At 69.0% G+C, this 23,929-nt stretch carries 21 protein-coding genes; 10 read left to right on the plus strand and 11 right to left on the minus strand.

Annotated features, from left to right (window positions below; all coding sequences use genetic code 11):
- Positions 1 to 206: 206 nt before the first annotated feature.
- The 6 genes from MPLG2_RS03055 to MPLG2_RS03080 form a co-directional block, all read right to left on the minus strand.
- Positions 207 to 689: a universal stress protein gene (locus MPLG2_RS03055; protein ID WP_105184872.1), complete on the minus strand. Its 483-nt coding sequence runs from the start codon at positions 687 to 689 to the stop codon at positions 207 to 209.
- Complete coding sequence (locus MPLG2_RS03060) at positions 689 to 1,936, minus strand: SLC13 family permease (RefSeq protein WP_105184873.1); 1,248 nt, start codon at positions 1,934 to 1,936, stop codon at positions 689 to 691. Before MPLG2_RS03060 ends, MPLG2_RS03055 begins: the two co-directional genes overlap by 1 nt.
- Before the next feature lie 182 nt (positions 1,937 to 2,118).
- Positions 2,119 to 3,210 (minus strand): YncE family protein, encoded by a 1,092-nt coding sequence (locus MPLG2_RS03065; protein ID WP_105184874.1) that lies wholly within the window; start codon positions 3,208 to 3,210, stop codon positions 2,119 to 2,121.
- Between the two features lies 1 nt (position 3,211).
- The gene (locus MPLG2_RS03070) at positions 3,212 to 4,270 is read right to left on the minus strand and encodes a D-2-hydroxyacid dehydrogenase (RefSeq protein WP_105184875.1); all 1,059 of its coding nucleotides are present in this window, start codon (positions 4,268 to 4,270) and stop codon (positions 3,212 to 3,214) included.
- Complete coding sequence (locus MPLG2_RS03075) at positions 4,263 to 5,636, minus strand: MFS transporter (RefSeq protein WP_105184876.1); 1,374 nt, start codon at positions 5,634 to 5,636, stop codon at positions 4,263 to 4,265. The genes MPLG2_RS03070 and MPLG2_RS03075 overlap by 8 nt, the downstream gene beginning before the upstream one ends.
- A 515-nt stretch (positions 5,637 to 6,151) precedes the next feature.
- Entirely contained in the window at positions 6,152 to 6,946 is a 795-nt protein-coding gene (locus MPLG2_RS03080; RefSeq protein ID WP_105187430.1) for an IclR family transcriptional regulator, read from the minus strand.
- A 120-nt stretch (positions 6,947 to 7,066) separates the two neighbouring features.
- Here MPLG2_RS03080 and MPLG2_RS03085 point away from each other — a divergent pair, with 120 nt between their 5' ends.
- From MPLG2_RS03085 to MPLG2_RS03100, 4 genes are all read left to right on the plus strand, one after another.
- Positions 7,067 to 8,548 carry a glutamate-cysteine ligase family protein gene (locus MPLG2_RS03085; protein ID WP_105184877.1) on the plus strand — a complete coding sequence of 494 codons (1,482 nt, stop codon included), beginning with the start codon at positions 7,067 to 7,069 and terminating at the stop codon, positions 8,546 to 8,548.
- Between the two features lie 97 nt (positions 8,549 to 8,645).
- Positions 8,646 to 9,794, plus strand: coding sequence for a M23 family metallopeptidase (locus MPLG2_RS03090; RefSeq protein WP_105184878.1), 1,149 nt, complete (start codon positions 8,646 to 8,648; stop codon positions 9,792 to 9,794).
- A 10-nt stretch (positions 9,795 to 9,804) separates the two neighbouring features.
- Positions 9,805 to 12,108: a hypothetical protein gene (locus MPLG2_RS03095; protein WP_105184879.1), complete on the plus strand. Its 2,304-nt coding sequence runs from the start codon at positions 9,805 to 9,807 to the stop codon at positions 12,106 to 12,108.
- Positions 12,109 to 12,198: 90 nt separating this feature from the next.
- The gene (locus tag MPLG2_RS03100; RefSeq protein WP_105184880.1) at positions 12,199 to 13,164 is read left to right on the plus strand and encodes an L-lactate dehydrogenase; all 966 of its coding nucleotides are present in this window, start codon (positions 12,199 to 12,201) and stop codon (positions 13,162 to 13,164) included.
- A gap of 1 nt (position 13,165) precedes the next feature.
- Here the strand turns inward: MPLG2_RS03100 and MPLG2_RS03105 are convergent, their stop codons facing one another.
- Positions 13,166 to 13,687 (minus strand): hypothetical protein, encoded by a 522-nt coding sequence (locus MPLG2_RS03105; protein WP_105184881.1) that lies wholly within the window; start codon positions 13,685 to 13,687, stop codon positions 13,166 to 13,168.
- Between the two features lie 481 nt (positions 13,688 to 14,168).
- Here MPLG2_RS03105 and MPLG2_RS03110 point away from each other — a divergent pair, with 481 nt between their 5' ends.
- The gene (locus tag MPLG2_RS03110) at positions 14,169 to 14,624 is read left to right on the plus strand and encodes a DUF1707 SHOCT-like domain-containing protein (protein WP_105184882.1); all 456 of its coding nucleotides are present in this window, start codon (positions 14,169 to 14,171) and stop codon (positions 14,622 to 14,624) included.
- A 64-nt stretch (positions 14,625 to 14,688) separates the two neighbouring features.
- Entirely contained in the window at positions 14,689 to 15,642 is a 954-nt protein-coding gene (locus MPLG2_RS03115; RefSeq protein ID WP_105184883.1) for a DMT family transporter, read from the plus strand.
- 5 nt (positions 15,643 to 15,647) lie between these two features.
- Here the strand turns inward: MPLG2_RS03115 and MPLG2_RS03120 are convergent, their stop codons facing one another.
- Positions 15,648 to 16,406 carry a hypothetical protein gene (locus MPLG2_RS03120; RefSeq protein ID WP_105184884.1) on the minus strand — a complete coding sequence of 253 codons (759 nt, stop codon included), beginning with the start codon at positions 16,404 to 16,406 and terminating at the stop codon, positions 15,648 to 15,650.
- A gap of 96 nt (positions 16,407 to 16,502) precedes the next feature.
- Here MPLG2_RS03120 and MPLG2_RS03125 point away from each other — a divergent pair, with 96 nt between their 5' ends.
- Positions 16,503 to 17,546, plus strand: coding sequence for a DUF4192 domain-containing protein (locus MPLG2_RS03125; protein WP_105184885.1), 1,044 nt, complete (start codon positions 16,503 to 16,505; stop codon positions 17,544 to 17,546).
- Here MPLG2_RS03125 and MPLG2_RS03130 read toward each other — a convergent pair.
- Positions 17,469 to 18,011 (minus strand): VIT1/CCC1 transporter family protein, encoded by a 543-nt coding sequence (locus MPLG2_RS03130; protein ID WP_173909591.1) that lies wholly within the window; start codon positions 18,009 to 18,011, stop codon positions 17,469 to 17,471. The genes MPLG2_RS03125 and MPLG2_RS03130 overlap by 78 nt on opposite strands.
- A 236-nt stretch (positions 18,012 to 18,247) precedes the next feature.
- On the opposite strand from MPLG2_RS03130, the gene MPLG2_RS03135 reads away from it, so the two are divergent.
- Genes MPLG2_RS03135 through holA form a run of 3 tightly spaced genes read left to right on the plus strand, consistent with a single transcriptional unit; the run spans position 18,248 to position 22,560 of the window.
- Complete coding sequence (locus tag MPLG2_RS03135; RefSeq protein ID WP_105184886.1) at positions 18,248 to 19,156, plus strand: helix-hairpin-helix domain-containing protein; 909 nt, start codon at positions 18,248 to 18,250, stop codon at positions 19,154 to 19,156.
- Entirely contained in the window at positions 19,143 to 21,521 is a 2,379-nt protein-coding gene (locus tag MPLG2_RS03140; RefSeq protein WP_158680826.1) for a ComEC/Rec2 family competence protein, read from the plus strand. The genes MPLG2_RS03135 and MPLG2_RS03140 overlap by 14 nt, the downstream gene beginning before the upstream one ends.
- Positions 21,522 to 21,564: 43 nt before the next feature.
- Entirely contained in the window at positions 21,565 to 22,560 is a 996-nt protein-coding gene (holA, locus tag MPLG2_RS03145) for a DNA polymerase III subunit delta (RefSeq protein WP_231935766.1), read from the plus strand.
- 101 nt (positions 22,561 to 22,661) lie between these two features.
- On the opposite strand, the gene MPLG2_RS03150 is transcribed toward holA, so the two are convergent.
- Positions 22,662 to 23,279, minus strand: coding sequence for a hypothetical protein (locus MPLG2_RS03150; protein WP_158680827.1), 618 nt, complete (start codon positions 23,277 to 23,279; stop codon positions 22,662 to 22,664).
- A gap of 242 nt (positions 23,280 to 23,521) precedes the next feature.
- On the minus strand, positions 23,522 to 23,782 hold the full coding sequence (rpsT, locus tag MPLG2_RS03155) for a 30S ribosomal protein S20 (protein WP_105184889.1): 261 nt from the start codon (positions 23,780 to 23,782) through the stop codon (positions 23,522 to 23,524).
- Between the last annotated feature and the right edge of the window lie 147 nt (positions 23,783 to 23,929).

Consider the following 23,929-nt stretch of genomic DNA (forward strand, 5'->3'; position numbering starts at 1 on the left):
GGAGGATCTATGGGATTACCGTCAGAAACAAAAAACGACCCGAGTTGCACCCCTGTGCATCTCAGGTCTTGCCCCTGCCGGGTAACAACCCTTTCTTGGTGAGCCCTGCGGCTCGTTCTGCACACTAGCACCATCACCGCAAGCCGGCACAGCGTTTGGTATTTCGACACGCAGGCGCGCGTTGTCGGATTCACAAGGGCTGCGCGTCACCGATCGGGAGGCGGTGGCGGAAGGGAGCCGCTGCTCGGAACGTCGCCCGGCCAGATCAACAGCACCCGGCAGGGCGCGTGATCGACCACGAACCGGGTGTGCTTGCCCAAGCTGTGCGGGCCCAACCGGCTGCGGTCGCCGTCGCGGCCGATCACCAGATAGTCGACCTCGTCGGCGACGGCCGTGACGATGCGCTCAGGAAAGCCTGTTTCGAGCCGGACGGTCGCGGGCCGTCCGAGCCGTTCGGCGGCCTGGTCGAGCATCTGCTGGGCGGCCTCTTCGGACCACTGGTGCAGTTGCTCCTCCGACCTCCGCACCCGACCCCGGCCCATCAGCGAGCCGAAACCCTCGCGCGGGGGGCGTCCGGCTTCGAGGACGTGAATGAGCATCACCTCGGCCTGGTCGTCGCCGATCAGGTCGCGGGCAGCGTCGATGGTGGCGGGCCAGGTGCCCTCGGTCACCCACACGGCGAGCCTCATCACGAGCCTCCGATCAGCAGCAGTGAACCCCACAGTGCCACCACCCCGACGATGATCGCCAGGGGAGTGGCCAGCAGGCCAAGCAGGGTGAACTCTTGAATGGGCGTCTCGTGATCGTGCGCCTGAACGATGCGCCGCCACAGTAGGGTGGCCAGCGACCCGACGTAGGTGAGGTTGGGGCCGACGTTCACGCCGATCAGCACCGCGAGTACGGCCCCGGTGCCGGCCTGGGCCGCGAACGGCAGCAGCGCCAGCACGGCGGGCAGGTTGTTCACCACGTTGGCCAGCAGGGCGGCCAGGCCGGCCCACAGCAGCAGGGCCACCAATGACTGGCCCTGCGGCACGATGGCTCCGATCGCGTCGCCGAGCCCGCCCTCGACGACGGCCGTCACCACGATGCCCAGCGACAGGACGAACCCGAGAAAGCCGAGGTTGATGAAGCCGGGCACGTCCTTCCACTCGACCTGCCCGAGTTTCAGCGCGCGCACCAGCATCACCAGCGCGCCGGCCAGCGCGACCCAAGCCGCCTCGATGCCCACGAACGAGGCGACCACGAACCCGGCCAGGGTGAACGCGAGCACCGCGGCCGAGAAGCGGGGGAGCGGCGGCACCCCGGGCGGTTCGGGGTCGGTGGCCGGAATGGACAGATCACCGGCGAAGAACAGCCTGAAAGCCACGTATTCGACGGCGATCACGGCCAGCCAGGGCAGGGCCATCAAGCCGGCGAAGCTCACAAAGGTGATCCCGGCGGCCGACATGGCCAGCAGGTTGGTCAGGTTCGACACCGGCAGCAGCAACGAACCGGCGTTGGCCAGGTGCGTGCAGGCGTAGGCGTGCGGTTTGGGTCGCACGCCCATCTTCGAGGCGGTGGCGAAAACCACGGGGGTGAGCAGCACGACGGTGGCGTCCAGAGACAGCACCGCGGTCACCAGGGCGGCCAGAACGAACACGAACACCAGCAGCCGGTGGGCGTCGCCGCGGCTCTTGGCCGCCACGAGTGCGCCGGCGTAGCGAAACAGGCCGTCGGCGTCGCACAGTTCGCTGATGACCAGCACGGCGGCCAGAAACGCGACCACCGGAAACAGGTGTTCGATCTCGGCCCACGCCTGACCCCAACCCAGGGCACCAGTGAGCAGCGCGATCAGGGCGGCGGGTACCGCGGCCACCGCCTCGGGCAGCCCACGGGGGCGGATCACGGCGAAGCCCAGCACCACGACCAGCAGCGCAACCGAGATGACCTCGCCCATGGGCGACGACCCTAGACCAGCCGGGTCGCGTCGTGCGCGGTGACACCGCTGGTCCACGCAGGGCGGGCGGTAACTCAGGTATCAGAGAGAACCGTCCCTTGAGCCAGAACGAGAACCGTCCCTTGAGCCAGATGTGGAACCGTCCCCTGAGCCAGATGTAGAACCGTCCCCGGGTTTCGGGGTCAACCGCGACGAAGGGACGCCGGGCCGCCGTCCACTGCGATGCGCACGCCGGTGTCGCTCAATGACTCGCCCGACACCTCGTAGACGGCGAGGCAGCGGTCGGCGTACAGCTGAGCCACGATGCGCCGCGAGTCACGGCTGAAGACCACCCCTTGGGCGGCGGCCCCGGTCGCGATCCCGTCGACCCGGCGCAGCCTGCCGTCGTCGTTGGCGAACAGCTCCAGGCGGCCGGTCGGGCTGGTGCCGGGCGCGTCCGCCGGCAACTGGCTTCCGGCCATGCACAGCGCGACCACCCACCCGCCGTCGGGTGAGATTGCGACACCTTCGGGTATGGACGGCACTGCCGCGTGATCGACGGTGCGGAAGGGGCGTGCTGAGGTGTCCACCAGGCTGATCAGGTCGGCGTCGGCGACGCTACTGCCGCTCTTGAAAGCCTTGCCACCCCAGCCGACGCTGCCGATCACGGCCCAGTGGGCCGCGGCGTCGACGTCCACGACGTACGGGCTCACGCCGGTGGCCAGCCGCTCGGGGAGCACCGTTACGTCGGGTCCGGTGAGGTCGAGCACCGCCGCACCCTGTTCGTCGCGCAACGACACGATCGCGGCGGTGCCGTCGGCGAGCACGCCCAGGCCGGACAGTGAACCGGCGCCGACGCGGAGCCTCTCCCGCAGCAGAACCTCCCCCTCAGCGACGTCGAACACGATCACCTCTCCGGTCACGGTGGTGACGAGCAGGCGTCGTCCGTCGGGGGTGAACGCCACCGATTGGGGGTGAGCGCCGATCTCGATCACCTCGACCGGCGTACCCCTCAAGGCCAATCGGACGACCTGTAGCACGTCAGCGAACCGCAACGATCCGGCCGCCCGGTCATACCTGGTGGGCGCGGCCACAACCGCGAGCGTCGCGTCGGGCGACAGTGCCACCGCCTGGGGCGGCCCGACGATCGAGTTCTGCACGGGCACGGTGGCCAGCACGCGTGCGGCGTCGAGGTCGAACAGCGTCAACATGTCGGGGCCTGGGTCGTCGGGAAAGGCGTCGCGGCCCTGGTCGCGCACCAACTTGGCATCGTTGGCGCTGACGAACAGCTCCACGTCAGTAGCCCAGGCCGGGGTCGACCACGTTGTGCAGCGGACGGCCGGCCAGGTAGAGGCGCAGGTTGTCGCAGAAGATGTCGCAGATGCGCTCGTCCTCTTTGTGGTCGAGGCCGCCCGAATGGGGGCTGACCAGCACGTTGGGCAGATCCCACAGCGGCGAGTCGGCTTCGAGGGGCTCGCGCTCGAACACGTCCAGCGCGGCGAAGCCCACCTGGCCCGAACCCAGGGCGTCGATCAGCGCGTTCTGGTCGATCACGGTGCCACGGCCCACGTTGACCACGGTGACGCCGGGCTTGGCCAGGCCCAGCACGTGGGCGTCGATCAGCTTCTCGGTCTGCGCGGTGCCCGGCAGGGTGAGCACGATGTGGTCGGCGCGTCCGACGATCGCATCAAGGTCGGCCAGGGCGTGCACCTCGTCGACGTTCTCGACCTCGCTGACCTGCCGCTTCACGCCCAGCACGGTCATGCCCAGCGCCTTGCAGCGCTTGGCCACCTGCTGGCCGATGCCGCCCAACCCGGCGATCAGCACGGTGCTGCCCTCGATCGGACGGCCCACGATGCGGGTCGGCCATTCGTGGGCGCGTTGCTGGCGTTGCAGGCGCGGCAGTTCCTTGCAGCCGCAGAACAATCCGAACAGGGCCCACTCGGCCAGCGGCACGCCGTGCGCGCCGGCCGAGGTGGTGAACACGATGCGTTCGAGAGCGTCCGCCGGCAGGTCGGCGGCCACCACCTGGCTGCCGCCGCCGGCCGCCATGGTCATCACCCAGCGCAGCTTCGGGTTCGCGGCCACGGTGCGGGCCAGGGCCGCCGGCTTGACGTCGGGAATGCCGTACAGCACCTCCGCCTCGTCGAGCATCGCGTCGTAGCGGGCCTGCTGCTCAGGGGTGCGCGACCAGGCCGGGTCGCCCGAGAAGTCGGCGGCGTGCCGCATGGGGGGCAGCAACTCCTGGTCGACCACCACCTCGACCCGGGGGTCGACGGCGGCGATGCGGTCGCACAGTTCGGGGGCGAGAGGGGCGGCGATGACCACCCTGACGGTGTCGTGCTCATCAGGCATGGACGGGCTCCTGTCCGGCGTCGTTCAGGTCGGTCAGGCTACGGCCTCGGGTCTCGGGAGTGGCGTAGGTCGAGCCGAACGAGATGAGCGCCAGCAGCGAGGAGTAGATCGCGATCACCCACCACGCGTTGCCGGTCGCGGCCAACAGGGCAGCGCCGACCAGGGGTGCGATGCCGCCCGCGATCACGGCCGAGAACTCGCGGGCCGTGGCGACGCCGGTGAACCGGTGCGCGTTGCCGAACAACTCCGGCAGCAGGGCGCACTGCGGGCCGAGCATCGACTGGACGCCGATGCCGATGCCGACGCCCATGACCAGCAGCACCAGCCAGACCTGGCCGAGGGTCAACAGCCAGAAGGCGGGAAACGCGAAGACTGCGGTGAAGAGGGCACCCCAGCGGTAGACCGGCACCCGGCCGACCCGGTCGGACAGCGCACCGAACGCGACCACGGTGAAGATGGAGATCAGGGCCGCCACGACGGCACCCCAGGTGCCGATCAGCTGCTGGCCCTTGTAGGCGGGCAGGCTGGCGACGTAGGCGAGCAGCAGTGCGGAGTAGATCGACGAGTTGCCGTTCTCGCCCATGCGCAGGCCGATGCCGACCAAGATGTTGCGGCGGGAGGTGCTGATGGCCTGGCCGATGCTCTGCCGGACGGGGGCGTCGCGGTGCGCTTCGGCCTCTTCCAGGGCCTCGAACGCGGGGGATTCCTTCAACCGCATGCGGATCACGACCGCCACGATGATCAGCACGGCGCCGAGCAGGAAGGGCACCCGCCAGAGCCAGCCGTACAGCACGTCGTGGCTCGCCAGGCCGAGCAGGGCGAAGGTGCCGGCACCCAGCAGGGTGCCGATCTGAATGCCGACGAAGGGCAGCGAGGCGAAGAAGCCGCGGCGCTTGCGTGGCGCGAACTCCGAGATCAGCACAGTGGCTCCGGCCTGTTCGGCACCGGCGCCAAGCCCTTGGGCGATGCGCAGGGTGATCAGCAGAATGGCGCCCCACATGCCGGCCACCTCGTAGGTGGGCAGCATGCCGATCAGCATCGACGAGCCGCCCATCAGCGCGATCGTGATGATCAGGATCAGCTTGCGGCCGAGCTTGTCGCCGAGGCTGCCGAAGACCAGGCCGCCGATCGGGCGGGCCGCGAAGCCGACGGCGTAGGTGCCGAACGCGGCGATCGTGCCGCCGGCCGGGCCGAGCGGCTTGAAGAAGAGCTCGCCGAAGATCAGCGCGCTGGCGAGACCGTAGATGTAGAAGTCGTAGTACTCCAGGGCGGAACCGACCGACGAGGCCAGGGTCGCGCGGCGGAGCTGGACCGGGTCGACCTCGTGCTCTTCGGTGGCGGTGTTCAGATTCAAGCTGTCAGACATTGAGACTCCTTTGTTCTCTCGACACGCTCCATCATGCACTATAGAGCGAACGCTGGTCAATAGATCGAACAAGCACGTGTTATGTTCCTCGCCGTCGGTGCCGCAGATGGGTCGGTTGGTGGGTCTGGAGGTCCCGGTGTTCGCCTGGATGACAGAGACCCGGTCAGCCCGGGCTCGACGGGGATCTCACACCCACCGAGCGGTGGAACGGAACGGAGATCCCAGCGTTCGCCGGGATGCCAAGACACCCGGTCACTCACACGTGAGGGTCTCGACAAGCTCGACCAACGAAGAGGCGCGAAATGCCAGCGTGAAGCGGAGCGGGGGCGCCCCTGTCAGGGCGTGGTCGGCCGTATGCGCACTGCGAGGCGCTAGCCGAGCAGTCCCGCAAGGGCGGGACACGGGCGGCCCCGCTCCGCGGCAACAGGCGCAACCAGAGGGAGGTCGACAAGCTCGACCGGCGGTCGCGCGGCAACGGGCGCAACCAGAGGGAGGTCGATGAGCTCGACCGGCGGTTACCCCGTCGCCATCGGGTTGCCGAGCATGGTCGCCACCCGCTTCAGTTCGCCGACCAACACCTCGCGGGTCTCGTCGTTCCAGTCGGACTTGTGCTTGGTCACGCTGATCGCCAGCACCGGGGCCCGCACGCCGCGGGTGGGCACCACCACGGCCAGGCCCATCACGCTGTCGGCCGACTCCTCTTCGTCGACCGCGTAGCCGCGGGCTCGCGCCAGTCGTATGTCCTTGAGCAACCGCGGCACCGTGCGGCGAGACCGGCCCGTGAGCCGCGGCAGTTCGTCGATGCCGTAGTAGAGCCGCTCGATCTCTGAGTCGTCCAACCGGGCGAGCAGCGCCTTGCCCTGGGCGCACGACGACGCCGGCAGACGGTCACCGATGTTGGTGGTCAACCTGATCGCGGGGTGCCCCTCATAGCGGGCCAGGCAGAGCGTGTCGATGCCGGCCGCGGTCGAAAGCCGCAGCGTTTCGTCGCGAAACACCGGCGATTCGAGGCAGGCCCGGTGAAACTCACTGACCTGATCGAGTCGGGCCAGGTACGAGCCGCCCAACTCGACCAGCTTGCGTCCGAGCGAGTAGCCCAGATCGTCGCGTCGTACCAGCCCGCCCAGTTCGAGTGCGGTGCAGATGGCGCTGGTCGACGACTTGGGCACGCCGAGCTCCCGGCTGAGGTCGCTCAGGGTCATGGTGCCGGTGTCACTGGCCGCCAGCGCGTCGAGCACGGCGATGCCGCGGCTGACTGCGGGTGCGGCACCCGGGGGAGTGACGTCGGTTCCGCCGCGGACGGGCGACATGGCTGACTCCATTCACTCTAAAGAACAGCGTTCTATATGATGAACGAAGATCGTAGCTGTCGTATCGACACGGCGCCAGAGCCCTATCGAGCGCGTCGCCGCTGCGCCATACTCCCGGCCATGGGTCGCGACATCGAGTCCAGAACGTACACCCGCGAGCAGCGCCAGCGTTATCGCGAGAAGGTGCAGCAGTGCCTGGACGTCTTCGAACGCATGCTGGCCGCGCACAGCTTCGAGTTCGACGAACCGCTCACGGGCATGGAGATCGAGCTCAACCTGGTCGGTGCCGACTACCTGCCCAAGATGGACAACTCCGAGGTGCTGGCCGCGATCGCCGACCCCGAGTACCAGACCGAGCTGGGCCGGTTCAACATCGAGTTCAACGTGCCGCCCGGACGGCTGGCCGGCGACTCGCTGCGGGTGCTGGAAGACACCCTGCGCGCGTCGATGAACGAGGCCGAGCGGCGCTCGTCGGCGATGGGCACGCACATCATCATGACCGGCATTCTGCCCACGGTGATGGCCGAGACGTTCCAGGGCGAGTGGATGAGCGAGAACGTACGCTACGCCGCCATCAACGACGCGGTGCTGGCCGCCCGGGGCGAAGACATTCATATCGACATCGAAGGGCCGACCGGAGAAGCCCTGGCCACCTACGTCGATTCGGTCGCGCCGGAATCTGCCTGCACGTCGATGCAATTGCACCTGCAGGTTCGTCCGGAGGAATTCGCCGACCATTGGAACGCCGCCCAGGTGCTGGCCGGCCCGCAATTGGCGCTGGCCGCGAATTCGCCCTTCTTGATGGGCAGCCGGCTCTGGGCAGAAACCCGCATCGTTTTGTTCACGCAGGCCACCGACACCCGGCCGATCGAATACGCCAACCAGGGCGTGCGGCCCCGGGTGTGGTTCGGCGAGCGCTGGATCACCTCGATCTTCGACCTGTTCGAAGAGAACGCCCGCTGGTTCCCTGCCCTGCTGCCCGAGATCGACGACGAGAACCCGCGCGAGGTGCTCGACGCAGGCGGCGTTCCGCAACTGGCCGAGATGCGGCTGCACAACGGCACCATCTATCGCTGGAACCGACCGATCTACGACGTCTCGGACGGCATGCCGCACCTGAGGCTCGAGAACCGCGTACTGCCCGCCGGACCCACCGTGGTCGACACCCTCGCCAACGCCGCCTTCTACTACGGTACCCTGCGCACGCTCGCGCACGAGGACCGTCCGGTCTGGACGCGTATGGCGTTCGCCACAGCCAACGCCAACTTTCTCGAGGGATCGCGTCAGGGCATCGACGCCGACCTGTTCTGGCCCGGCGTGGGCGAACTGCCCGCCAGTGAGCTGATCCTGCGACATCTGCTGCCGCTGGCACACGAGGGTCTGGACGCCTGGGGCACCGACCCCGACATTCGCGACCGGTTGCTGGGTGTAGTCGAGGCGCGCTGCAAGACCGGACTCAACGGGGCCGAGTGGCAGACCAAGGCGGTGCGCGCCTTCGAGGCGGCCGGCTGCTCGCGGGCCGAAGCGCTGCGGCGCATGGTAGAGGGCTACGCCGAACGCATGCACGCCAACGTTCCCGTGCACGCCTGGGAAATGCCGTAACAGTGCGTGAGAAAAATTCAGAATAGGTACGTGGAGGGGACTTTCTCGGCACGTGCTTGTTAATGTTCGTGCATTGGTTGCGAGGAAAGTTGGGGGCATGGCCACGCCACCAAAAATCGATTCTGGGCGCGAGCCCGCGCCGCGCCGCGCCGATGCCGCAAAGGCACCGCGGCACGCGCGACCCAAACGTGCGCTGCGTGCGCCGCTGCCGGCCAGCGCCTGGGTGTTGAACGCCGTCGCCATCGCGATCGCGGTGCTGCTCGCGCCCGCGCTCACCACATCGGCGGCCACCACTGCCGTGCCGTCGCGGCAGTCGATCCCAGCGGTCGCGGCGTCGACGCCCGCAACGCCGCAGCCGATGAGCAGCCAGGGCCAAGAGGTGCCCGACCTCACCACGCAGAAAGAGGCGGACGACTTCGACGACACGCTCGCGGCGCCACCGCCGGGCAAGGCCGTCAAGTCCAACGGCACCGAGTTCGTGGCACCCGTGCCGGGTGCGATCACCGGCGGCTTCGGCCAGCGGTTCCACCCGATCCTGCACTACTGGCGCATGCACAACGGCGTCGACATGCACGCCGCCTGCGGCACCGCGGTGATCGCCGCCTACCGTGGCACGGTGATTCAGGCCGGCTACAACGGCGGCTACGGGAACCTGGTGGTCATCGATCACGGCAGCTACCAGGGCAAGCAGGTGATCACCAAATACGCCCACCTGAGCCGCATCGGCGTCGTGGTCGGCCAGCGGGTCGACACCGCCGAAGGCATCGCGCTCTCGGGTACCACCGGCCTGTCGACCGGGTGCCACCTGCACTTCGAGATCAAAGAGAACGGGGTCTACGTCGACCCGGCGCCGTACCTGACCGGCAAGCCGTCGCCGCGCCCCGACGGCCCGATCAAGAATCTCGGCACCACCACCAGCCCGAGTGCCACGCCGTCGGCCACGCCGAGCGCCACTCGCACGGCCACCCCGACGCCCAAGCCGTCCAAGACCAAGTCGGCAACGCCCACGCCGAGCCCGAGCGCCACGGCAACGCCCGACCCGTCCGAGAGCGCCACGCCCACACCCACACCCACGCCGACGCCGAGCGAGACGGACGAGCCCGAGCCGTCCGAGGCGGCGAAGAAGACCGCCGAGCCCGAGCCCACCGAGGCGGCGAAGAAGACCGCCGGGCCCGAACCGACTCGCACCGAAGCGAGCCGCAGCGAAAGCGACGAGCCCTCGCCGTCCACGTCCAGCACGCCGTAGGCTCGGCCCGATGAGCGGGCTCTGGGGTAATCAACGCCGGCGGCGACTGTTCACCTCGCCCGCGCGGCGCCGTCGTTCGGTGCCCGAATGGGCCTGGATCCCGTTCGCGGCCCTGGCCACTGTGCTCGGCCTGCTCGCTGCCCTGCGCGCCCTCGGGGTGGACGGCCCCGCGTTCTACCGGTGGCTCACCGATCCCCGGCAGCCGTTGGTGCCGGCGCTGTTCCTGGGTTCGATCGTGGCTGCCGCCGCCCTTTACGGCCGGGCGCGCAGCGCGGCCGGACGGGTGATCGGCGTGCTCAGCGTGAGCTCGTTCGCCATCGGCGCACTGGTGCTGGGCATGGCGTCGTACATCAACTGCGCACCCGACGGGCCGCCCTTCTTCGAACCGCTGATCTGGGTGCTGTCGGGCAACGGTGCTGCGCCGTGGGGTGCCGGGCCCGGGTGTCCCACCGAGGCACCCCTAGCCGCACATCTGGCCCGGCTCTGCGCCTTATGGGGTGCGCTGGCCGGCGTGCTCGGGGTGGTGGCAGCCATGTTGCGCCGACAGATCGACCGCTGGCTGGCGTTGCTGGCGCGACGCTCGGTGGTGGTGCTCGGCCAGTCGGCGGAGGCTGCCGGCGTACTGCGGGCCCTGGCGGTCAACCTGGCGCCCGGCACCTCGCTGTTGGTGATCGATTCGGCCAAGGACGAGGGTTTCGTCGCCGGTGCCCGGGCGCTGGGTGCGCGGGTGCTCGCTGCCGACACCGTCGATACCGCCACGCTCGTGCGGCTGGTGAGCCGGCGCGGACGCATCGCAGCCGAGTCGGTGCAGATCATCGAAGACCGGGTGCCCGAGGCGCTCGCCACCTTCACCAGGGTGGCGAAGGCACTCGATGCCGCCCAGCCGAACGAGGGGCTCATCACCCGGGTACTGGTACGCATCGACGACCCGTGGGCGGCCGAGAACTGGCGGCGCAGCATGGTCGGCCCTGAACGCGCCTGGTTGGCCGACGCGTTGTCGGCCACCGAGCAGACCGCCCGGGCCGTGGTCGCCCGCATCGACCTGATCGGCGCCCGCCGGTTGGTGCTGGCCGGTGAGGGCGACCTGGCCGCTGCGGTACTGGCCGAAGTGGCGCAGTGCGAGCGTGAGCGGCGCGTGCTGCAAACCACAACGGCGCAGCCGCTGCAAGTCACGCTGGTGGGTGAGCACGCCGCCGACCTGGCGAAGGAGCACACCGCACAACAGGCCCGGTTCGGCAACGACAAGGGCATCGAGTTTGTGCAGGTGATCGCCGAGCCGGCGACCGACTCGGTGCTGATCGCCGCCGGATCCGGCGAGTTGACCACGCTGCTGGTGATCGCCGAGGCGGCCCCCGCGTTGAATCGTCCGACCCGCATCGCCGGCCGCGTGCCCGACGTCACGATCATGGCCGTCGATCCCGGGTCGACCGAACTGCCCGAGCAGCCGCTTCTGGGCCGGCTGACCAGCTTCGGGGTCGGGCTGCAGACCGGTGACGAGGTGCCCGAAGATCACTGGACACGCATGGCCAGGCTGCTGCACAACGCCTACCTGGCCCAACTCGGCGACGGCGTCGGCGCTCGTCCGTCGTCACGGCCCTGGCCCGACCTGCCCGTGTTCTACCGCGACAGCAACCTTCGCCAGGTGCACACGCTGTTCTCGGGCGTGGTGCAAGTGGGCCGCACCTGGGCCGCTGACGGCGCGGGTGAGCCGCTGAGCCCGGCCGAGATCGACTTTCTCAGCCGCCGCGAGCACGACTCGTGGCGACGGTTCTACCTGGCCAACGGGTGGCGGCAGGCACCGGCCCGCGACGATACACGCCTGCTGCACGACTGGCTGGTCGACTGGGACGCCCTGCCGCCGCCGGCCCGGGCACGCACCTCGGCCGGGGTGCGGCGGGCGCTGGCCCTGCTCGACGTGGCCGGCTACCGCTCGCAGAAGATCACGGCGCTCGTGCCCCACCGGCGCCGGGGCGAGGTGCTGGCCACCCAGCTCGACCACGAGTGGACCTGGCAGACCGAGACGGGCGCCACCATGCGGGCACGCCCGGGTGACTGGCAGGTCACCGACCCCGAAACCGGACGGCAATGGTCGGCCGATCCGGCCGCCTTCCACGCCGGCCACGAGCCGGTCGGCGCCGGACGCTACCGGCGCACCGGCTTCGTACTCGCCCGTCCGGCACATCTGGGTGAGCAGGTGAACACCATGGAGGGCCCGGCGGTGGCCGAGGCAGGGGAGTGGCTGGTCGAAGGCGACCTGCAGGAGCGTTGGCTGGTGCCCGGTGCCCGGTTCACCGCCGCCTACGAAGCGGTGTAGCGAACGCCCTCGTCGAGCAAGGCGCGGTCGCTATCTGAGCAATGCCCCGGCCAACCTGCGGTCGGCGGCTGCGACCGCTAGCGTTGACGCATGGCGACTCCCCAGACCAACTCCCCGACGAAGCTTTCCGTGATCGGTGCCGGCGCTGTCGGCTCATCCCTTGCCTACGCCGCCCTGATTCGCGGCTCGGCTCAGCAGATCGCTCTCTACGACATCAACGAAACCAAAGCCGACGCCGAGGTGCGCGACCTCAACCACGGCACCCAGTTCACCCCGTCGACGGGCGTCGAGGGCGGCGGCAACATCGAGGTGGTCAAAGACTCCGACGTGGTGATCATCACCGCAGGTGCCGCTCAGAAGCCTGGCCAGACCCGGCTCGAACTCGCGGGCGTGAACACCAACATTCTCAAGTCGCTGATGCCCAAGCTGCTCGAGCAGGCGCCCGATGCGCTCTACGTGCTGGTCACCAACCCGTGCGACGTGCTCACCGTCGTGGCCCAGAAGGTCAGCGGTCTGCCGACCAGCCGGGTGTTCTCGACCGGCACCATGCTCGACACCTCGCGGCTGCGGTTCGCGATCGCCGAGGTGGCTCGAGTCTCTCCCCGGCACGTGCACGCCAACATTCTGGGTGAGCACGGCGACACCGAGTTTCCGGTCTGGTCGAGCGCCAAGATCACCAGCATTCCGATTCGCGAGTGGGTCGATTCGACCGGTCACCGCATGTTCGACGACACCCTGTTGCAGCAGTTGGGCGATGAGGCCATGCACGCCGCCTACAAGGTGATCGCCGGCAAGGGCGCCACCAACTACGCCATCGGCCTGACCGGAGCGCGCTTGACCGAGGCCCTGATGAGCCCGACGCGCACCGTGTTCCCGCTGTCGAGCGTGCTGGACGGCTGGCACGGTCTGCATGACGTGGCGCTCTCGGTGCCCACGTTGGTGTCGAGCAAGGGCGTCGAGCGCGTGCTCGACGTGCCGCTGGACGACTCCGAGTTGGCCAAGCTCGAAAGCTCGGCCGGCAAACTGCGTGAGACGTTGAGCTCGCTCGGCTTCTGACCTACTTGATCGGCTTGGTGCGGGCGGCAACGTCTTCGGCCAGTGCCAGCGCCGAGCTGCGCTGTTCGTCAGAGGTGCCGCCCAGGCCCATCACGCGCACGTAGTAGGCGGCGTCGATGGCCACCAGAGCCGTGGTCGTGATGCCTTCGCCGGTCACGCCAGAGGTGTCGGTGCCGCTGTAGTTCTCTTGGGTGCTGAGCAACTCGAGTTCGGCCGACAACTTGGTGCCCTTGGCGTCGTGCACCACGGCCACCGACAGCAACGCCCCGCCGTCCGCGGCCACCAGGGCGCATTCGCCGGCTCGGCTGTCGGCGGTGAAGGTGTTCAACTGGTGAAGGTCGGCCACCGGCTGATCGATCACGGCGTCGGCCTTGACGGTGTCGACGCGGGCTGCGCACACCTCGGCCTGCGTGCCGATGGTGGACGGCGCCGGCTCGGGTTGGTCAGCCGAGCAACCGGTCAGAGCGAGTAGCGCGGCAACGGTGAGCACACAGCGCTGCGCGGGCGTGAACCGTCGGGGCATGGGTCAGACCCTACCCGGGGTCTGGGCGGTGGTCTGGGTCGTGTTTCTGCCCGAGGGCGAAGCGGAAGTAGTTCGTCAGCCGATAGCTGCCTCACCGGCAATGGTCGACCACCGGTGCGCATCACCGCCATCCATCGTCCAGGCCCTCAGTCGCCGGTGAGCCGGTTGCGCAACAGCGAAACTCCGGCCCCCGTCACACCATTGAGGCCGGCCGGTCTGCCGGTCGCCACCATCGGCGACTCCTTGACGATCCGGGTGGGCCAACTCAACTTCGACCTAGCGAACCGTTCTGACACAAGTTTCGAGCCGACGTCCGCCCTCGCGAAGCACTGAGCACATCCGGCCAGACTGCACCCCATCCCACCATCGTCAGACCTCTGCTGCCACTGCGGTCTCTGACTTGGCGGTGGCCACCGACCGGGGTCGTCACCGTTCACCGGGGTGCTGACGGCCTGTGCGGCGGCTGTGAATACTGACCGGCATGAGCCTGCAGTCCCACCCCGCCACCCCGCCGGGCCCGCGCCCGGGGCGTCCGAATCTGTTGATCGGCGACGTCGAACGTGAGTGGGTGTGCCGGGCGCTGTCCGACCACTTCACCGCCGGCCGGCTCACTCCGGCCGAGTTCGACGATCGCGTCGAGCAAGCCGTCGCCGCCCGCACCGACGCCGATCTTCGCGGCCTGCTGAACGACCTTCCCACCCCCACCCCGGCAGCGGTGGCGTCCACGTCGGGGGGCGCCACCGCTGCGGCGAACGCGACGCCCGTGCTCGACGTGCTGTTGGCACTGCTCGGGCTGGCGGCCGGCATGTGCCTGATCCTGCTGTTCATGATCGGCGGCGAGCGGTACGGCGGTTTCGGGTTCTTCGCATTTCTGGGCGGTGCGACGGTCGCCGCCGTGATCACCCACTTCATTCATCGCGGCGCACGCCGCGCCTGAACCGTTCGGGACGGGCCACCGCTGCCGCTAGGCTGGGGCGGACGCCCTAACAGATTGGACGCCGATGCTGCCGCTCATCGCACCCGGATTTCTGCTCGAACAGAACATTCCGTTGGCGATCGCCATTGTCGTCGGCTCGTCGGTGGCCTACGCGGGCGGTTCGACCATGCAACACCTGGCGGTCAGCCGGCTGGTCGACGTCGAGGCCGAGAACCGGGCCATGAATCTGCGCCAACTGTGGCGGCTGATTCGCACCCCGCTGTGGTTGTTGGGCCTGTTCACCATCTTCATCGGCGCCTCGGCCCACATCGTGGCCCTGATGCTCGCCCCGGTCACGGTCGTGCAACCGGTGGGCATTCTGGCGGTGCCGTGGGCGGTGCTCATGGCGGCACGAATTCACAGGCACACGGTCACCCGGCCCATGTGGGGTGCGGTGGCCATGACCATCGCGGGCATTGTTTTGTTCACCCTGCTGTCGGCCACCGCCGCCTCTGAGCACACCGTGCTCGACCCGACGGCCATCGCGATCGGCTGTGGCGTCATCGTCGTGATCGGCACCACGCTGGGCCTGCTGGGTTGGAAAGGTCCGGTGCGGGCCCGGTGCCTGATGTGGGCCTCAGGCGGTTCGTTCTTCTACGGCTTGTCGGCGGGCATGGTGAAGGCCACGTCCGAGGTGATGAAGCAGGACAGCTTTCACGGCAGTCCGGTGTTCTGGATCGTCGCGCCGTTCTTGCTGATCTCCTACGGCGTGGGCGGCTTCATGGTGCAGCAGGCGCTGGCCAACGGCCCGGCCGAGATCACTGTCGGTTCGATGACCACCACCGACCCCATCGTGGCCGTCAGCTTCGGGCTGGTCGTTCTGGGCGAGGGGGTGCACATCACCCCGCTGGCCGCGGTCGGCATGGTGATCGCCGGCGCCCTGTCTGTGTGGGGCGTCGTGCAACTGTCGCGGCATCACCCCGATGCGGCTCGGCCGGTCAGCGCTCCGGCGTCGCAGCCCGACCCGGTTGTGACGTAGCGGCTTCAGGCCTTCACCGGCAGGGCCGACATCTGGCGTCCGGTGCCGCTGGCCAGAATGATCGTGGCGTCTTCATGGGGCATCGGAAAGAACACATACCCTGTGACGCTCTGGGTTGCCCTCGCGGTGCCGGTGCGAATGTCGGGTGACTGCGGGCTGGTCGTCGGGTCGACCACCTGGGTGGACTGGTTGGCGAAGGCCAGGAAGCTGAACGAGATCGCGGCGGTGTCTGCGTAGACGCGCACGTGCAGTTGCAGGCCCTCGTCGGTCCAGGTGTGTTCGAGAATCTCCCACCGGCCACGCTGACCCGTCGAGGTCTCGAACGGCTGGCCCGGACCGGCCGCCACCGTCGAGGTCGGCGAGGGTGACGGCGTGACCTGCTCCGCCCGGGACCGCAGGTAGATGCCGCCGCCGATCACCAGCACCAGGGTGAGCAGCGCCACCAGCGTGATCAGCAGCGGGGTGCGGTTGGGCGGGGGAGCGAACTCGTTGATCGACACCGGGGTGGGCGGCGCCTCGCCGAGGGCCCGAGTGGGGTCGAAGCCGGACGGCCCGCCGTTGTACTGGCTGTTGGGGCCGTACTGGTTGTTGGCGCCGTAGGGGTTGTTCGCGCCGTACGGGGGCTGCGCGGAAGCCGGTTGTTGGGGTTGCTGGGGGTGATGTCCGCCGGGCTGTGAGACCTGCGACCCCCACCAGGGCGGCGTCGACCCGGGCCCTTGCGGCGGGGAGCCGCCGGGCCAGGGGTTACCGGGTTGGTTCGTCATCAAAGAACAGGCTACCCGGCGCCGTGGTCACCGCCGCGGTCCAGACGTGGGTGACGAGTTTGAACACCTGAGGCCGCGCGGGCCCTGAATGAGGGCATGACGAAGAACTGTGCGCCCGCGGTGGCCCGTATTCGCGATCTGCACGACCTGTTGGGGGTGATTCCGCACCTGCTGGGTTTTCATCCCGACGAGTCGTTGGTGGTGCTGGTGGTGGTTGACGGGCAGGTGCAACTGACGGCCCGCGCCGACCTGGGCGACCTGAAGCCCGCGGGTCATCTCGAGGTGTTGCTCGATCGCATGGTGCTGCGCTGGCCTGCTGCCAAGGTGTGGCTGGTGGGCTACTGCGCGGTCGAGAAGCACGGCTGGCGCCTGTTGCGGCGGGGGCACCGCTGCCTCGGTGACGCACTGGCGGGCGAGTTGTTGTGCGTGTCGGGCGGGCACTACCGGGTGGGTGACGCCGACGGGCCGCTGTACCGACACGATCCGGCCAGCACGGCCAGCGCGGCATCGGCCACGCTGCACGGCCTGCAGGCGCGACCCAGCCGGGCGGCGTTGCGGCGCAGCATCGTGGCCGACGAGCCGTCCCCTTTCGAGGCCGAGCGCTCCCTGGTGGCAGCCCTCGATCGAGTGGCCACCCTCGACGAGGCGGTGCTGCCTGGTGAGATGGTGGCCGCGCTCGACTCGGCGCTGACCGCCCCGAGCCGGCAATCCCGCGACGACCTGGTCTGGCTGGCGCTGCTCAGCACCGATCCCGACGCCCGCGACCGGGCACTGATCACGATCACCCATGAGAGCGCCGAGGCCTGCGTCGACGTGTGGTCGCGGGTGGTGCGTGCGTGCCCGCACGGCTTGCAGGGGCAACCGTTGGCGTTGCTGGGCTGGTCGGCGTGGGTCAGTGGCGACGGCGCGCTGCAGTCGATCTGTCTGGAAGAGTTGGAGCGGCTGGGCGAGTCACTGCCGTTGCAGCGGCTGCTCGATCGGCTGAATCAGTCGATGGTGCCGCCCAGCTTCTGGGCCGAGCTGCGAGCCGACCTGGTCGGTGCGATCAAACCGTTGCCGTCTCTAAAGCTGGGTGCCGACCAGGGTTCCGGCGGCGTAGGTCAGGCCCATGGCCAAGGTGCCGACGACCAGGTTGCGTAGCACAGGCCGGTTCACGGGCACGCCGCTCAATCGGGCGCTGGTGAACCCCGTCACCGCCAGTGCGAGCAACACGGCGGCGATGGTGACGGGCAGCCGAACCGGCACCGGTGCGAACACCACCCCCAGCAACGGAATCAGTGCGCCGAGCACGAACGCCACCATCGAGGCCGAAGCGGCCTGCCAGGGGCTGGTGAGATGGTCGGCCGACACTCCGGCTGACTGCTCGGTGTCGCGCTGAGCGCTCACCGACACGTACTCGCCCCCACCCATCGACAGGGCGCCGGCCACCATGCCGGCGGCACCGGCGATCAACACGGCCATCGAGTCGCTCGTCGCTCCGGCGACACCGAACACCAGGCCGGCGATCGACACGATGCCGTCGTTGGCGCCCAGCACTCCCGCTCGCAGCCAGTTGACCCGCGACGCCAGCGCGGCGTCCAACCGGGGGCCGGCATCGGTGGTCATGATTTCAGTGTGAATCCCGCCAAGGTGCGGCGCAAGCAAGGAAAGGCTGACCTTCGACCGCGCGTGCCAGTGTCGCAACAAGGCTTTGACAAGGACTTTTTGGCGGACTCTGGCCCCCGCGACCCATCCGAATCCAGATTGGGTTCCGGGCCCCTGGCGGCTCTGAACGCCGGTGACGGCCACGGACGGCCCATCGATTTTGAACGAGTTTGCCGGCCCGTGCCCATGCTGAGGGCATGGCACGCCGAGCACGCATGGCCGCCGACGACGAGCTCTCACAGATCGTCCGTCGGCGACTGCAGTCACTACTGGCCGAGATTCCGCCGCGGCGGGCGGCGGGTGACCGGGCCCTGGGCGAACCAACCGTCGATGAGCCGCATCCCACACCGCTGCCGAATCTTCGGGCGCAGCCAGATCCGTGGTCGCTTGACCCGCCGGCTGACGACGGCCCGCTGACCGATGGTGCGGACGATGACTCCGGGTCGGAAGCCTCTTCGGCGACCCGGCCGCACGCCGCCCTGAGGGTGCTGCCGGGCGTCGGGCAGCGCGCTCGGCAGTTCGTTCGAGAACACCTCGTGGTGGTCGGCATCATTGTGCTGTCGGGGTGCCTGTGGGGCGGGTACTCGATGTTTCAGGCCAGAACCGCCCCGGTCGCCGTCGCGGCGCCGGCGGCCTCGGTGCAGATCAGCGTTCCCCAGCCCTCGCCGTCGCCGTCTGCCACCGTGCTGGTGCACGTGCTCGGTGAGGTACGCAAGCCCGGGGTGGTCAGCCTGCCCGAAGGCTCCCGGGTGCAAGACGCGATCACTGCGGCCGGCGGGCTCACCAGCAGGGCCAAACCGGGTGACCTCAACCTGGCAGCCCGCGTCAGCGACGGTGCGCAACTGGTGATCGGGCGGTCGGGCAGCCAGGTGCGCACCACGAACGCGTCGACGTCCACGGGCACGACCGCCGACGTCACAGTTGACCTCAACACGGCAACGGTCGAGCAACTCGACACACTGCCAGGCGTCGGGCCGGTGACCGCGCAGAAGATCCTGGCCTGGCGCTCGGCTCACGGCCGGTTTCGCTCGGTGGCCGAGTTGCAAGAGGTCGACGGGATCGGGCCGAAGAGCTACGCCGAGATCGCACCCCATGTCAGGGTCTGAGGTGTCGGGGTCAGCCCGCCGGGCCACGGCGCCGGCCCATCCGGGCCCCGATGGCGACGCCGAATCGCCCGATCTCAGGTTGGTGCCCGCCGCCGCGGCGGCCTGGGCGGGCATGTGGGTGGCGACGGCGGCTCAGGTCACCTGGCTGGCCCTGGGTAGCGCACTGGCCATTTCGGTGGGGCTGCTTGCGATCAGGCGACGCTCGTGGGCCACCGCCGCTGTCGCGATCGTGCTGGCCGGTTGCATGCTCACCGGCTGGGCACGTTGGTGGTGGCAGCAGCACGACCCGTTGACCGGTCTGGCGAGTGATCAGGCGGTCGCCACCGCCGAACTGGTGGTGGTGGGCACACCACGCAGTGGTGAGCAGCAGGGTGTGCGGCCGCCGTGGTGGTTGAGTGCCGCGACGCTGGTCGGCGTCGAGGCTCGCGGGCAACGCTTGGCCAGCGGCGCGCTGGTGCAGGTGAGCGCCAGTGGTGACGACGTTGCGGCCTGGGCGCACGTGGTGCCGGGCACCACGGTGCGGGCAGTGGTGCGGCTGGGCCTGGCCGATGCGGGCGAGCAGCCCCAGGTGCAGGTACGGGCCAGAGAGCCGCCGGTGGTCGTGCTACCACCCGGGCCGGTCGATCAGACGGTTGAGCGGGTGCGGGCAGGGTTACGGGCCAGCGCGGCGCATCTGGACCCCGAACCTCGGGCACTCGTGCCCGCGCTCGTGGTGGGTGACACCTCGGCCATGCCGGCCGAACTGGTGGAACGGTTCCGTGTGAACGGACTCACCCACCTCACCGCGGTGAGTGGGGCGAATCTGACGTTGCTGCTGGCCTTTCTCAGCACGGTGGCCCGGGCCGTCGGTGTGCTGGGTTGGTGGTTGCGGGGCCTGCTCGGGCTGGGGGTGGTCGGGTTCGTGCTGCTGTGTCATGCCGAGCCGAGCGTGGTGCGGGCGGCCGCCATGGGCCTGGTGGGCCTGATCGCGCTGGGGGCGGGCGGGCGCGGCGGCCAGGCGGTGCGGGCGTTGTGCGTGGCGGTGGTGGCGATCGTCTTCGTCGATCCCGACATGGCACGCTCGGCTGGTTTCGCACTATCGGTGCTGGCGAGCGCGGGCATCGTTGCCTGGTCACGACGGTGGACCGACCTGCTGGCCATGCGCATGCCGCGCCCGCTGGCCGAAGGCATCTGCACACCGTTGGCGGCTCAGTTGGCCACCCAACCGCTGGTCACGGCCATCTCGGGCCAGGTGAGCGTGGCCGGCCTGGTGGCCAATCTGGTGTCCGGTCCGCTGGTCGGCCCGGCGACCGTGCTCGGCTTTCTGGCCGCCGCTTCGGCGATTCCGCTGCCGCTGGTGGCCACCTGGTTCGCCACCGGTGCCGGCTGGTGCGCCCAGGGTCTGTCTTGGATCGCCCGGCTGGGGGAGTTGTTGCCCGGTGCGGCGATCAGTTGGCCGGCGGGTTGGGTGGCGCTGCTGGTGGTGACGGCGGGGTGTGTCGGCGCGGTGCTGGTTTTGCCGCGATTGCTGCGCAACCCGTGGCTGGCCGCGGCCGCGGCGTTGCTGATCGTGCTGTCGTTGCTGCGGCCGGTTGCGCGGCCCGGCTGGCCGCCGCCTGATTGGGCGGTTGTGTTCTGCGATGTCGGGCAGGGTGACGCCACCTTGTTGCGTGTCGCTCCGCGGGCCGCGGCGGTGGTCGACGCAGGCCCTGACCCGTCCAAACTGGCCACCTGCCTGCGCGATCTTGGTGTTGAGCAGGTGCCGTTGGCGGTGCTCACGCACTTTCATGCCGACCACGTCACCGGCATCGGGGTTGCCATTCAAGGGCATCGCACCGAGCGGGTGATCGTCTCGGCGGCCACCAGCCCCGTGGGCGGACGGCAGCTGGTCGAGCAGGCGGCCGCCGGAGTCGGGCTCACCCAGGCCACGCCCGGAACCGTTCTTGTCGTCGGGGAGTTGACCGTGGAGGTTCTGGCCGTGCGCGCAGGTGGTGGCACCGTGAGCGTCGAAGAAGGCGAATCAGCTGCAGAGAACGACGGATCACTGGTCATGCGCGCCACGATCGCCGGTCTGCGGCTGCTGCTGGCCGGTGACGTCGAAGAAGACGGACAACGCAACGCGGTGGCGAGCGGAGCCGACCTCAGCACCGACGTGCTGTTGGTGCCGCACCACGGCTCCGGCCGGCAACTGCCCGAGTTTCTGGCGGCGACGCGTGCCTCCATCGCGGTGTTCAGTGTGGGTCTCGACAACGACTACGGCCACCCGGCGCCACGCACGCAGCGGGCCGTCGAGCAACTGGGCATGCGCATTCTGCGTACCGATCAGCAGGGGTCGATCGCGCTCAGTCGCAACGAAGGGGGCGTCCAGGTCACCACGCAGAAGTGAGGGGCTGCCGATGGTGTCGGTGCGGCCTGGCATGCTGAACCCCGTGAGCACCCCGTTCGGAACCACCACGCTGGTGCAGGGGCCCGAAAGCCTGCTGGCCGAGCGCGCCGTCCAGGGCCTGATCAAGCGCGCTCTCGACGAGCGTTCCGACGCATCGATCAACCGGTTGTCGGCGGCCCAACTCGACCGTGGGTCGCTGCTCGAGGCAACGTCGGGCTCTCTGTTCACCACGTCGGCCGTCGTCGTGATCGAACAGCTCGCCGAACTGCCGTTGGACCTCGCCGACGACGTGGTCGGGCTGGCGCAGCAGGCGTCGGACGACCTCGTGCTGATTCTGGTGCACGAAGGCGGAGCCAAGGGTAAAGCGCTTCTCGACCGGCTGCGTAAGGCGGCGGTTGAGGTGGTCGAAGCCCCCTCTGTCAAGGCGTGGGAGCTGCCGCAGTTCGTGGTGGCCGAGGTGCGCAAGCGCGGCGGTCGCATCGATCGCGAAACCGCCGAGGCGCTCGTGGGAGCGGTCGGCAGTGATCTGCGCAGTGTCGCCGCGGCCGTCGCCCAGTTGCTGGCCGACACCGAACAACCCGTCATCACCACCGCCGATGTGCACCGCTACTTCGCAGGCCGGGCCGAGGTGAGCGGTTTCGCCATCGCCGACCATTGCTTGGACGGCAATCGCGAAGCCGCGTTGGGCAGCCTGCGGTGGGCGCTGGAAACAGGGGTCGCGCCGGTGTTGCTGACCAGCGCGGTGGCGTCCGGGTTACGCAGCCTGGGCAAGTACCTGGGCGTTCGTGACGAACGCTTGCGTGACGTCGAACTCGCCCGGCGCATCGGGGTTCCCCCGTGGAAGCTTAAAGACCTGTCCCGGCAATCGCGGGGCTGGAGCGCCCCAGGCGTGGCTCGCGCGATTCAGCATGCTGCGGCCGCCGACGCCGCGGTCAAGGGTGCGTCCGGCGACCCCGACTATGCGCTCGAATCGCTGGTGCTATCGGTGATCGACTGCCGCAGCCGGGGCCGACAGGCGTCGGTGCAGACCCGACGCTGACGCTCGCAGCTGATCAGAATGGGCGAAACCCGCCCGGCGGTGGGGGTAGTACCGCATGGGGCGGGTTTCGCGTCGGGGGGTGGCACCCCTCGGGTGGCGACTCAGCGCTTGACCGAGATGTGCACGTGGTCGAAATGGTTCGCCGTGGCACCGCCGCGGTCGGCCATCGAACGCCAGCGGGGGTTCTGCGTGGTCCAGATCTTCTGCCGGTAGATCACGTAGTGGATCTTGTACTTCTTGGCGTGCTTGGCGAAGTACTTGGCGATCGAGTAGCCGAGGTTCTTGTTCTTCTTCCACGACGGGATCATCACGTCGATGGCGCGGCCGGCCGGATGGTCGCCCGAGTAGCGACTGCCCGCGCGCCAGCCTCCGATGGACTTGATCGACGCCCAGCCGCTGCGCACCTTGAGTGCGACCTTCTTGGCGCGTTTCGTGAGCCGCTTGTAGTTCGAGATCTTCGCCTTGCCCTTCTTCTTCGCCTTCTTCGGCGGCTTGGGGGCAGGCGAGGTGGTCGTCGGCGTGGGTGTGCCGGGCGTGCTCACCGTCGGGGTGGGGGCAGGGGTGGTCGGACCGGTCGTCGGTGCCGGGGTGGCGCTGGCCGACATGGCGGGCTCGAGGCTGACCGGGTCGGCGTTGGCCGGTGTGGCCAGGGTGGTGGCGCCGATGGCCAGAGCGAGAGTCGCGGCCGCGGACACCGCCGTCACCGATAGTCGTGTCATCGCGTTCATCGAAGCCCCGTTGCTCTGTGCCCGCGACGCTGCGCGGTTCGGCTGTGATCGGGCGCCCCTCGCCCAACATCTGGCCGCTGAGAGACTTAATCACACTCTCAGGATCAACGCAATTTGTTTAGACTTTTCCCAGGAAGAGTTGCCGATGGGCGGCGTCCGTCTTCGAGGGCCGCACACACCCGGAACACGGAAACGCCGTCCGACGGGGTCGGACGGCGTTGCGCGTGATCAGGTCAGAGCGCGGCGGCCTTGGCCGCGATGGCCGATTTGCGGTTCGCGGCCTGGTTGCTGTGAATGACGCCCTTCGACGCGGCCTTGTCGAGCGCGCGGCAGGCGGTCTGGGCCAAGGTCTGCGCCTTCTCGGCGTCGCCGGCGTCCACAGCCTCACGGAAGCGACGCACGTGCGTACGCAGCGCCGACTTCACGGCCTTGTTGCGCTGACGAGCCTTCTCGTTCGTCTTGATGCGCTTCATCTGGGACTTGATGTTCGCCACAGGGCTTGCCTCTTCAATGCTTGATGCTGAGTGTGCGCCCTGACGCGGACGCGACCACCAACCCTACCAAAGCCGGTCGTGGTAGCAAAAACGACGAGTTGACTCGTGCTGAATGCCCGCGTGGGTGGGGTCGTTGACTCATCTGAG

Source organism: Micropruina glycogenica (assembly GCF_900289045.1).
GTDB classification, from domain to species: domain Bacteria; phylum Actinomycetota; class Actinomycetes; order Propionibacteriales; family Propionibacteriaceae; genus Micropruina; species Micropruina glycogenica.